8 protein-coding genes and 1 pseudogene are annotated in these 11,425 nt (G+C 58.5%); 7 read left to right on the top strand and 2 right to left on the bottom strand.

Annotated elements, in window-relative coordinates; genetic code table 11:
* Positions 1-81: 81 nt before the first annotated feature.
* Positions 82-235, bottom strand: a pseudogene (locus X726_RS1000000171890) (IS110 family transposase); the annotation flags it as partial.
* Positions 236-309: 74 nt separating this feature from the next.
* Entirely contained in the window at positions 310-2,829 is a 2,520-nt protein-coding gene (locus tag X726_RS146110) for an FAD-dependent oxidoreductase (protein WP_023671885.1), read from the bottom strand.
* Positions 2,830-4,650: 1,821 nt separating this feature from the next.
* Here X726_RS146110 and X726_RS146120 point away from each other — a divergent pair.
* The 7 genes from X726_RS146120 (at position 4,651) to X726_RS146140 (ending at position 11,420) form a co-directional block, all read left to right on the top strand.
* Positions 4,651-4,986 (top strand): hypothetical protein, encoded by a 336-nt coding sequence (locus X726_RS146120; RefSeq protein WP_023671883.1) that lies wholly within the window; start codon positions 4,651-4,653, stop codon positions 4,984-4,986.
* Positions 4,987-5,308: 322 nt separating this feature from the next.
* A complete protein-coding gene (locus X726_RS146125) occupies positions 5,309-6,595 on the top strand; it encodes a methylaspartate ammonia-lyase (RefSeq protein WP_023671882.1) in 1,287 nt (428 codons plus the stop codon).
* Positions 6,579-7,730, top strand: a complete 1,152-nt coding sequence (locus X726_RS146130; protein WP_023671881.1) for a CaiB/BaiF CoA-transferase family protein — start codon at positions 6,579-6,581, stop codon at positions 7,728-7,730. Before X726_RS146125 ends, X726_RS146130 begins: the two co-directional genes overlap by 17 nt.
* Before the next feature lie 104 nt (positions 7,731-7,834).
* Positions 7,835-8,137: an aldolase/citrate lyase family protein gene (locus X726_RS1000000172295; protein WP_280940464.1), complete on the top strand. Its 303-nt coding sequence runs from the start codon at positions 7,835-7,837 to the stop codon at positions 8,135-8,137.
* Positions 8,067-8,711 carry an aldolase/citrate lyase family protein gene (locus tag X726_RS01000000167300; RefSeq protein ID WP_280940463.1) on the top strand — a complete coding sequence of 215 codons (645 nt, stop codon included), beginning with the start codon at positions 8,067-8,069 and terminating at the stop codon, positions 8,709-8,711. Before X726_RS1000000172295 ends, X726_RS01000000167300 begins: the two co-directional genes overlap by 71 nt.
* A gap of 147 nt (positions 8,712-8,858) precedes the next feature.
* Positions 8,859-9,785 (top strand): LysR family transcriptional regulator, encoded by a 927-nt coding sequence (locus X726_RS146135; protein ID WP_023671880.1) that lies wholly within the window; start codon positions 8,859-8,861, stop codon positions 9,783-9,785.
* Positions 9,786-9,986: 201 nt separating this feature from the next.
* A complete protein-coding gene (locus tag X726_RS146140) occupies positions 9,987-11,420 on the top strand; it encodes an aldehyde dehydrogenase family protein (RefSeq protein WP_023671879.1) in 1,434 nt (477 codons plus the stop codon).
* The last annotated feature ends 5 nt before the right edge of the window (positions 11,421-11,425 follow it).

The following is an 11,425-nucleotide window of genomic DNA, read 5'->3' as shown; positions in this document are numbered from 1 at the left end:
ACGCTTCATTCGTCCGTCTCCTTGAGTGGGACAGACTCTACCAAAAACTGGAGGAGCTTCAGGGTCTCAGGTCATGGCGCACAACCCAAGGATCATGTTGCCGAGCCGGACGCGGGCCGCCCGCCAGATAACCGCGAGCGGTGATCATGCAGCGTACAATGTACGCGCCCGGCGATTTAACATGAACCTCCTTGTAGAAGCCCGTTCTCGCCAGTTCCGCGAGCCCTGCAGCATTGTGGGATCGGTTAGACGGGGCCTGCGAGCGTGGATACTTAGGACACGTTGGTGGGTGCCCAACCGCTCCAACTCTCAAGCCCGCACCCGCTCGCCCTTGGGGTCATACATCGGTTTGAGCGAGACTTCTGCGGCAAAGCGCTCGCCGGCGATCTCAATCTCATAAGAGGAGGAGAGCAGAGCTGCCTCGCATTCGTACTTGCACGGTACATAGCCAAGGCCAAGGGCTCCACCGAGCGTGTGCCCGTAGTCGCCGGAAGTGATTGTTCCGGCGATCCGACGGTCTCGGAAAACGACCTCGTTCTTATGAAGTAGAGGGGCGGGGTCTTTAAGGCGGAACTGAACCAGCCGACGGTCAAGTCCCGCCTCAAGTTTTCTCAGCACCGCATCGCGGCCAACAAATCCAGGCTTTGCCGTCTTGACAGCGAAGCCCAGTCCCGCTTCGAGCACATGATCCCCGCTGCCAACATCATCGGGGAGGTGCCGATATGCCTTCTCGATGCGGCACGAGCTGATGGCATGAAGGCCACACAGCTTGAGTCCCACATCTGCGCCCGCCGCCACGATTACTTCGAAGACATGCGCGGCCTGGTCAGTCGGAATGTAGATCTCCCAGCCCANATCTGCGCCCGCCGCCACGATTACTTCGAAGACATGCGCGGCCTGGTCAGTCGGAATGTAGATCTCCCAGCCCAGCTCGCCGACATAGGTGACTCTGTGGGCCCGCGCCAGACCCATGCCGATTTCAATCTCCTGGCAGGTGCCGTAAGGATTGTTTTCGTTGGAGAAGTCATTCGGACTTACTTTGCCGAGCAGTTCGCGCGAATTCGGTCCCATCACTGCCAGGACGCTTTCGGACGTCGACATATCGGTGATAACGACGAACTCGTCGCCTAGATGCCGCCTCAGCCAAGAGAGATTGGGTCGCACTGTGAGGGCCGACACGACCAGCAGGAAAGCAGTCTCCGTGAGACGACTCACGGTGAGATCGCACTCGACACCGCCCCGCTCGTTCAGCATTTGCGTATAAACGACCCGGCCAACCGGCACGTCGACATCATTGGAGCAAAGCCGCTGGAGAAAGCTAGTAGCGTCCCGACCTTCCACTCGGATTTTTCCGAATGAAGTCAAGTCGAAAACAGCCACCCGTTCACGAACCGCGATATGCTCGTCGCGCTGATTATCAAACCAGTTTTGGCGGTGCCAGGAGTATCGGTATTCGCGCTCCTGGCCCTCCTTGGCAAACCAGTTGGCTCGCTCCCAGCCCCCCGCCTCACCGAAGACCGCCCGGCGTGCTTTGAGATGTTCATGAATTGGCGAGCGTCGAATGCCGCGCGCTGTTGTCATCTGACGAGCGGGGAAGTGGTCGGCAAAGGAAAGTCCCACTACCTCCGAAACCCGCTCCTTCAAGCGCGAACAGTTCTTCTGAAACGGCTCCATCCGACGGATGTCTACGCCTGACAAATCGAACGGCGGCTCGTCGTCGTTCATCCACTGCGCCAGCGCTAAGCCTGCACCTCCTGAGGCAGCTATCCCTGTACTGTTGTACCCACAGGCTACCCAATAGCCCCTAACATCAGGAGCTTCACCCAAGTGATATTGGTCGTCCGGAGTGAAGCTTTCTGGCCCGTTGAAGAAGGTACGAATACCGGCTGTGGCCAGCATCGGAATTCGCTTTAAAGCCTTCTCCATAATAGGCTCGAAATGTGCAAAGTCCTCGGGCAACTGATCGAAGCAGAAATCTTCCGGGATGCCGTCCATGCCCCACGGTTTCGCCTTCGGTTCCACCGCCCCGAAGAGAAGTTTTCCTGCATCTTCCTTGTAGTACGTATGTTCGTCAAGAACCCGTAGGACCGGCAGCCGAGTTAGTCCGTCTATTGGTTCTGTAACCATGTAGAAATGTTCGCACGCATGCAATGGAACCGAGACGTCGCTTCTAGCTCCGAATTCCCGTGCCCACATGCCAGCACAGTTTACTACGCATTCCGTTTCAATCACCCCTCGCTGGCCCTCCTTCTCCCATGTTACGCTCGATACCCGGCCATTCCTTGCCTGAACACCGGCTACCTTAACTCCTTCAAAGATTGAGGCGCCGTGCTGACGTGCGCCTTTGGCCAGCGCCATCGCGACGTTGGCTGGATCACATTGTCCATCATTAGGGAAATGAAGCGCAGCAGTGACATCAGACAAACCGAGATGAGGGTACATATCCTCCAGCTCTCGCACAGAGACTTTTCGCGCCTCCACGCCGTGTGCGGCTGCGAGCGAGAGTTGCCTGTATAGCTCGTGCTTGCGCTCCTGGGTGAGCGCGATAGACAATGAGCCGACGCGGCGAAGTCCGGTTGCAATACCCGTCTCGACTTCTAGGCTCGAGTAGAGTTGCATTGAGTACTTGGTCAGTTTTGTCATGTCGCTAGACCCGCGAAGCTCGCTGAGTAATCCAGCGGCGTGCCACGTCGTGCCGCACGTAAGTTGCTTACGCTCGAGCAGGATCACGTCCGTCCATCCGAGCTTCACCAAGTGATATGCGACGGAGCACCCCGACACCCCGCCTCCGATTATGACAGCGCGCGCTTTGGAGGGCAGTGACTTCATCTCGGATAGCTCAACAACCTTGCTAAATTCTGGTGCGACTCTCATCGTAAGTTCCTGTTCTTTTTTCGGCATCCTTCCGGCAGAGTCCGCGGAGCGCGCCCTCCAGAGGGCCGGATAGTCCCTGAGCGTGGCGAGACCACGAAGCCACCGTAGACCGCGATCCGCGCCTACCTCGGGAAGAGCGCCCCGCCAGTGCCGCCAGGCGGCCGGCGGGCGACGCTGTCCATCCTTGATTTTTGTGGTCTAGGTGGTTGTGGTGCAAGTCTAGCTCGTGGACCGCTGACGTTCGAACCCGGGACCAGGATATCGGGGTCGGCCACGTCTGGATGTCGGTGCGAAAAGGCGCCGGCCACGGCCTCTGGTCCGCCGTGAATGATAGCGCCAGCGGGCCGACCACCCGCGGACGCTGCGCGTCTTGGACGGTAAACGAGGCCCGGCACGGCGAGCTCCAGTGAAGCGTGTCAGGGTCGAGCCAATTCATGCCGCCCTTGGCCTCCGGCAGCCTGAATCCGTCGGCGATGAAGCCCAGGCACCCCGGATCGAATTCGCGATGACCGCATCGCTGCGGCCGCGCGACAGGCGTAGCACGGCTCTTTCCTGTCTCTCGCTCAAGCGACGCCATGCCCCACATCCAGTCCTCTCCGGCGAGGGCGTCCAGATCGAGCAGTGGCTCCCACCAGGGATCCGCCATCAGGTAGGCGGCAACGGTGGTCCGGCGCCATGGTCCGCGCGGGTTTCGGGGATCTCGCCAGAAATTGTAGAGGTACTGGCCACAGCGCGTCATCAGGGGAATGTTGTCGGGACGGTCGAAAATCGCTGAAAGGGCGTCGTGGTCGCGCTCGAACTGCGTTCCATCGCAGTGCTCCACCGTCCTCGCCGAATGCCTGGCCGCCGGCAAGTGTCCGTTCGCCTTCTATGTCTTTCGAGCCAAAGATGGGGATCACCGTCGGGAGCACTCAGCGTTGCGCGGAAATCGAAAGAGGTCATGTTCGGATACCCTGAAGAATGATGTCGACTGGAAAACAAGCGCAAGTTTATTCGTCGGCTCGCGAAAGCTTTTCGCGGGGCGACTGATTGTTCGGTTATCCTGATCATGGGATGATCCGTGCCGCAATGCGTTCGCGGATAGTGCTGCACGTGTCGTGCCAAATGAGAAAATAATTTCACAACAGTGGGATGGCTCTGATAGCACTGGATCTCATGTCCGACTTTGTCGAAGACCCGACAACGAGTGGAGCGTAAACGCATATCGGTCTCCTGTGCGTGGGTCGGTGGGCACCGCGGAAAACTCAAGCAGTGAAGTCGAGGCAATTTCCGAACTCGTTTAGGAGCCAGCGCGTGACAGCCGCGGACTATGCCGGCATTGTTGACGAGCATGTCCGGAGACCTAGCAGGATCAGGGAGTAGCGTATCCAGACGGCTCGGCAAGGTTAGATCCATGGCATCGGTCTCCACCAAGGAGATGATTCCTGCGGAGTTCGATCCCGGTCGGCGAAGGAATAGAGCTGTTCGAATGTCTCCGACGGCGCGTCTGCTTACCAAATATCCCAGCGTGTTCGATGCCCATATGTTCAAAGGCATTGATCGTGCTTTTCGTTCCGATGTGCCGACGACACTTCCACCCATCGCGATCGCGAATGATAGGCGCAGCATAGGGTCGTCACGAGGCGAATCGGCAAGACGTGCATTCCACACCAGATCAACGATACATCAAATCGATCCGTCCTCCCAACCCCGAAGACCCCCTGCATGCCCTTTGCGCCTATCTGAAAGCTAGATAACGAGCATATTAGAATCCGTATTTGGCAACGCTCCTCGGCAATGGCTGCTCTCAACGGCAGGATTACTTGGCAAACGCTTTCTGGCATGAACGCGGCGGAATTTCGCTCTATATCGGGCAGGGCGGAGTTCCGTGCTGCCGAGTCGTGCAGGCTGCGGTCTGGGGAAGGCGACACGCCCGATCCGGCCGAACTGATTATGGTCACCCAAGCAGAAGGCGGAGTCGCTGCCGACCCCTTCGTCGACGGTCGGCTCATCGGCTATGTCTTCGGTCTGCTTCCGTCAGGCCGGGCGTGCAACATTCGCACCGACCGGCTGTGTTTCGCGGGCGCGCCCTTGGAGTGGCGCTCAAATGATACCAGCGACGCTGGTGCCTGACACGCAGCAAGGGCATGTGCGCAGACCCCACTCCACGTAGCAACAAACAAGAAGGAGCCCGAGACGATGGCAATCTTCCGACAAGATACGCCAGTCTCCGGGACGGGGGCTTCGTTCGGCTCCAACGCATCCCTGTTAAGGCTAGTCTCCGCATAGAGGTGTGAGGGCGACAGAAGTCCTGGGTACCGGCTATCTCAAAACACGATGGCACCGTCCGGGACATTATACTGGCGAACCCAACGCCAAGTGGCACATACTTGGCGGGTAACGGATCGAACGGCATCCGCCTATCAACGTCGTCCGAAAAATCGAGCGAAGTGAAATGCAGATCAAAGACGTCCTCCTCGCGCCTGGTAGTGGCGCATTTTTCTATGACGACCAAGCTGCCATCAGGGCCGGCGCGGCCCAGGACGGCTTCATCTATGCTGGCGAGCCGATAACGCCTGGGTTCACGACCATTCGCGTTCCGGCATCCTCGCTTAGTGTCGGGCTTGTCCTCACCGACGACATGGTAGTTTGGGGCGACTTGTTGAACGTTCAGTACTCTGGTGCTGGCGGACGCGACCCTTTATTCGAAACTGCTCTCATCTCGGATTTGACGTCGCGGATCGTGAAACCACGGCTTCTCGATCTCGATGCCTCTCGCTATCTTGACGCCTGCGCCCAAGTTCTCGAGCCTCACGAACATAAGCGGCTACCTCTCGCCGTTGAGTATGGTGTCAGCCAAGCGCTACTTCGCGCAGCCGCCCACCTTCAGCGCAAGACAATGGCGGAGATCATATGTGCTGAGTTTGATTTGCCGCTACCGACGTGCAGGGTTCCGATTTACTGCCAAAGCGGCGATGCGCGGGAAATCAATGTCGACAAGATGATTCTGAGGTCCGTGGATATTCTTCCCCACGGTCTAATCAACTCACGGCAGAAATTCGGCGTCGGAGGCCAGACCTTCCTGGAGTTCGTCAAGTGGGTTGCTACGCGTACGCGCGAAATCGGCCGCCCGGGGTACCATCCGGTGCTGCATTTCGATGTCTATGGCTGGATCGGCCAGGAAATCGGCCTGGAGCCGCAAACCATCGCTGACTTTATCTGCAAGGTTGCCGACACCGTCCCGGATTTTACGCTCAACATCGAGTCCCCGGCGGACTTTGGTTCCACGCAAGCTCAAATTGAGAACTACGCCAATATCGTATCGATAGTGGACAACCGGGGTTCTAGCGCGCGCATTGTCGTGGATGAGAGATGCAATACGCTCGAGGATATCCGGCTCTTTGCCGAAGCGAAGGCCACGCATCTCGTTCAAATCAAGACCCCCGATGTTGGCTCAATAGCCGATACGGCTCGTGCCGTCCTCATTTGCAAAACCAACAAAGTCGGAGCGTATGTCGGGGGAAGCTGTACCGAGACAGATCTCTCCGCCCAAGTTTCTGTCCATGTTTCTGTGGCAACCCAAGCCGACATGATGCTTGCAAAGCCTGGAATGGGTGTCGACGAGGCATTCTCAATCGTTGGGAATGAACAAAACCGGTTGCTGGCGATGCTGAACCGTCGTCGGGCTCAAGACGAAAAAATTGGGATGAAAAGCACGGTGTCGCATGCACAACTCTCTTGAGGGGATCACGGTCGTAGCCGTTGAGCAGGCCGTGGCTGCGCCCTACGCATCATCGCGCCTTGCGGACGCCGGCGCCCGGGTGATCAAGATCGAGAGGGCCGAAGGCGATTTTGCCCGAAATTACGACAAGTTGGTGCGGGGACAGAGCGCTTACTTCGTCTGGCTCAACCGGGGCAAGGAGTCGGTCTGCCTGGACCTGAGAACGGGAGCGGACCGCGCCGTCCTCGATGCGCTCATTGCCAATGCGGACGTCTTTATCCAGAATCTGAAGCCGGGCAGTATAGTAAAACTGGGTTTCGCGTCTGCGGATCTCCGTCGGCGTTTTCCGCGGCTGATCACCTGCGACATCTCTGGTTTCGGGGAGACAGGGCCGTATTCCCATTTAAAGGCTTATGATCTCATCGTCCAGGCTGAAACAGGTCTATGCGCGATCACCGGCAACCAACAAGGGCCCGCGCGTGTAGGGGTCTCGGTTTGTGACATCTCGGCGGGCATGACAGCGCATAGCGCCATTCTTCAGGCCCTCTATCACCGCGAGGTCACCGGCGAAGGCACCAGCATCCAGGTGTCACTGTTCGATGCCATCGCCGACTGGATGAATGTTCCGGTTCTGCAAAGCGACTACAGCGGCTATCACACCGTACGCGCCGGCGTGAAACACCCGTCGCTGGTACCCTATGGCGCCTATCGTTGCGCTGACGGCAAAGAGCTCATCTTTTCGGTTCAAAATGACCGCGAATGGGTAAACTTCTGCGAGAAATTCCTGAAGCAGCCGGAGCTTACACGCGCACCTGGTTTTGCCGATAACATGGAGCGCCTCGGTCACCGTGCACAGCTCGATGAGGTCATTGAGAGGCGCTTTTGTGAACTGTCCTGCCATGAAGCGATGCGGGAGCTTGAGGCGGCCGGTTTGGCATACGGCCGACTGAACGAATTGCGGGATGTTTCAAACCACCCACACATTCGCAGGGTTGAGGTTGGAACACCTGAAGGAACCGTCGAGACAATAGCGCCGGCGGCGATTTTCAACTCCGAGCACCCCTCACTGCGCCCCGTTCCGGCTCTAGGCGCTCACACCGAGATTGTCCGCGAGGAAATCCTGGGGCGTTTGCGCGCGCGAGCCGCGTCTGCGTGAGCGCGAGCGTTGTCGCTAAGGTTTGGTGCTCTCGGTCACGTAATCGCATAGGACACCCAGCAAGCCCACTGCCGCCACCCTGGCTAAATCAACGCAGAGTCCCTATGATCAAGGACATCGCTCCGGCCGTTGAAGGCGCGATCTCTGTACCACCCTGGAGATCGCTGCTCTTCGTTCCCGCCCACATTCCGCGCTTTGTCGAGACGCCCCATGAGCGAGGTGCAGATGGCTTCATTCTCGACCTGGAAGATTCCGTTCCCCAGGATCAGAAGGTTGAGGCGCGGCGGCAGCTTCCTGAATCCGTGGCAAAGGTGGCCCGCAAAGGGTGCATCCGTTTTGGTTCGCGTCAATCGTGGTTTGCGCGGCTTGGCCGCCGATCTCGATGCAGCCGTGATCGCTGGGGTTGACGCCCTTGTTCTTCCGAAGACGGATTCGGGAGAGTGGGTATTGGAGATCGCGCATGCGGTTTCGGACCTTGAGCGAGAAAGAAGTCTTCCGCTCGGACGCATCCGGTTCCTTGCCCAGATCGAGACGCCGGGCGCCTTGCAAAGACTGCCGCCATTGCGTTGGCACATCCAAGGATGGTCGCAATGGCGCTTGGTCCAGAAGAGTGCTGCTGTTGGTGGCGCCCAGGAGTTCAATCTTCTCTTGACGCCGAACCTTTCTGTTCTTTTCGCCGCCCGAGCGGCCGGATTGCTACCTCTGGGTTTTGTTGGAAGCGTCGGCGAGTCTCGGACAACAATAAGCTTCGTGAAACCGCGACGCATGCGCGGCGGCTTGGCTTTGCTGGAGCCTTGGCGGTCCACCCGACACTGGTGGCCATATGCAATGAGGCTTTCTCGCCAAGCGCGCAGGAAGTCGAGTAGGCCCGCGCTGTTGTTGCAGCGGAGAACGATGCCGCCGCCCGCGGACTGTCCGCATTCTCGTTGGATGGTCGGATGGTTGATCCGCCTGTGGTGCGGCGCGCCCACGAAATCCTGACGCTCGCCGGTAGCAACTGACCTAACTCCGGTCAATGGTCCGACCGGGAACTTTTCCCCGCTGTGCGCAAGCAAGTATTACTTGCGGCCCATCTCGTTTCGAGATAAACGCAAAGGACTGGGGGAGTTGCCTCAGTTGGGTTAAGCCGTGGATATCAGGCAGTTAAAATACTTTGTCGGCGTAGTGGAAGCCGGCAGTTTCACGAAGGCCGCTTCGCTCCTGCATGTCGCTCAGAGCGCCCTTAGCCTCCATGTGCGTCAACTGGAGGAAGGCTTCGGCACTCAACTGCTGGTACGCGACAGGACCGGCATCAGTGTGACTGCCTCTGGAACCAAACTGCTTGACCGGGCGCGGACGATTCTCAGGGAAATTCGACTCACCGAGATGGAACTGACCAACACGGTGGCTTCTCCTTCCGGAGAGGTGACCATAGGCATTCCGTCCGGGGCCGCGCGTGTCCTTAGCGGTCCGCTGCTTGAATCGGTAAGAAACGAGCTGCCAAGGATCTCCCTTAAGATGATCGAGGGCATGACGGGACCGCTGGAAGAGTGGATGGCTGCCGGCCGCTTCAATCTGGCTGTCCTCTACCGCACTGCCGAGAGCACGAGGCGGATGACGGTGCTGGCACGCGAAGAATTTTGCCTTGTGGTGCCGCCGGGTGAACCCCCTTTCGAAGACGAGATACCGCTCGCCGACCTGCATGCGTTCCCGCTAGCGGTTCCCATGCGCAACAACAATGTCAGGCGTTCGGTGGCTGATGTCGTTGCGCAGCACGGTTGTGTGCTTGACGTCAGATTCGAAGTCGACTCCCTTTCTACGATCATCAATATGGTCATGGAAGGAAAAGCGTATTCTATTCTTGCCCCTTCGGCCATTCAGAGGGAAGCCTCTCAGGGACAGGTCCGAACGGTCAAAATCATTGATCCAGTGATTACCCGCTCCGTCGTGCTTGCCGTCAACCCCAAAGATGAGCAATCTCCCGCTGTCTCTGCTGTCCGCAAGCTGATCCCCAATGTCACCAGGACATTAATCGAGAGCGGGCAATGGCCGGCCACGGCTCCGGTCCGGGCCTAGGCATATCCGTCGACCGAATCCCAGTGCTATCACGCTTCCATGGCGGGCCCGAGCCGGCCATCAATCTGGATTCGAGATGGTTTTGGGCGACATTCCATATTTGACCCAGCGTGACCATCGCGATGAGACTGCAGAGAAGTGAGCCCATGGTCGGATATCGGCTGGTCTCGCATTGGCAGAAATACTCAAGCGGAGCATGGGATGTCCAACGCCACGAACTATCAGCTTTTCATCAATGGCAGATGGCGAGCCGGTGGTAGCGGAGCCACTCTGCCAGTAATCAATCCGGCGACGGAGATGGTATTTGCCTCGGTGGCCTCGGCGACGATACCGGATCTGGATGAGGTCCTCGCTTCGGCAGAGCGCAGCCGCAAGGCCTGGTCCTCACGGCCTGCAAACAATCGTGGCGAGATCCTCGTGGCGGCCGCCAGGATCCTTGCCACGAAGGTGGGAGACGCATCGAAGGATTTGTCGACCGAACAGGGAAAGACGATTGCCGAAGCCACAGGTGAGTACGCGCGCGCTGTCGAAACGCTGGAGTGGAACGGAACCCACGCCCAAGAGCTTTCGGCCGCTATTCCTATGGGCCCGAACCGGATGATCGTCCCGGAGGCCCTTGGCGTAGTTGCTGCCTTCACGCCTTGGAACTATCCCGCCGTGCTTATCGCCCGCAAGCTGGCGCCTGCATTGGCGGCAGGCTGCCCGGTGATACTCAAAGGGGCTGAAGAGACACCAAGCGCGGCTGTCCATATCGTCGAAGCCTTGCGACAAGCGGGTATCCCGGACGGCGTGCTCAATCTCGTCTTTGGCGTTCCAGTGCAAATATCCCGGCACTTACTCAGCTCGCCGATCGTCAAGGTTCTAACTTTCACGGGCTCTACCGAGGTTGGAAAACAGCTCGCCAAGCTCGCCGCGAACAACTTGCAGCGGTGCATTCTTGAACTCGGTGGGCACTCCCCGGTCGTTGTATGCGAGGATGCCGACCTGGCAAAAGCCATACCGGCAATTTCGGAATACAAGTTCGAATGCGCGGGTCAAAGCTGCAATGCACCCAGCAGGATCCTCGTCGCGCGAACCCTGTATGAGGAATTCCTGTCCCGGATGACCGAGGTCGCCCGCAAGATCAAGATCGGTCCGCCGGACGACCCTGCGACGGAGATGGGTCCACTGGCAAATGCGCGGCGAATCGAGGCCATGCAGCGTCTTATCAAGGATGCGGTCGATCGTGGCGCCACCGTCGAAACCGGTGGCGCCAGCCTCGACCAACCGGGTTTTTACTGGCCGCCAACGATCCTTACAGGCGTGCCAAAGGATGCCAGAGTGCTTCATGACGAGCCGTTCGGACCGGTCCTCACCGTGGCACCTTTCGACACGATCGAAGAGGCGATCGAAGAAGCCAACGCTACTGACTACGGCTTGGCCGCCTACTTCTTCACCGGTGCTGACGATACCAAACGGGCGCTGATCGGCGGTCTTTCGGCCGGCGCTCTTAGTGTAAATTATCTCAAAGGGGTTTCAGCAGATGCGCCGTATGGAGGCGTTAAACAGAGCGGGTATGGATATGAAGGAGGCGAGGAGGGGGTGCGGAGCTTCCAGAGCCTGAAACTGGTCAACGGGTTCGGTTCATTCGGATGAGATCT

Origin of the sequence: Mesorhizobium sp. LSJC285A00, from assembly GCF_000503155.1 — a bacterium.
Lineage (GTDB): Bacteria > Pseudomonadota > Alphaproteobacteria > Rhizobiales > Rhizobiaceae > Mesorhizobium.
This window is presented reverse-complemented; position numbering and strand designations above follow the sequence as displayed.

Bases quoted from the DNA above. Each gene is read 5' to 3' on its own strand.
- X726_RS146120 (WP_023671883.1), top strand. From the start codon at position 4,651: ATGGCTGCTCTCAACGGCAGGATTACTTGGCAAACGCTTTCTGGCATG.
- X726_RS146125 (WP_023671882.1), top strand. From the start codon at position 5,309: ATGCAGATCAAAGACGTCCTCCTCGCGCCTGGTAGTGGCGCATTTTTC.
- X726_RS146130 (WP_023671881.1), top strand. From the start codon at position 6,579: ATGCACAACTCTCTTGAGGGGATCACGGTCGTAGCCGTTGAGCAGGCC.
- X726_RS1000000172295 (WP_280940464.1), top strand. From the start codon at position 7,835: ATGATCAAGGACATCGCTCCGGCCGTTGAAGGCGCGATCTCTGTACCA.
- X726_RS146140 (WP_023671879.1), top strand. From the start codon at position 9,987: ATGTCCAACGCCACGAACTATCAGCTTTTCATCAATGGCAGATGGCGA.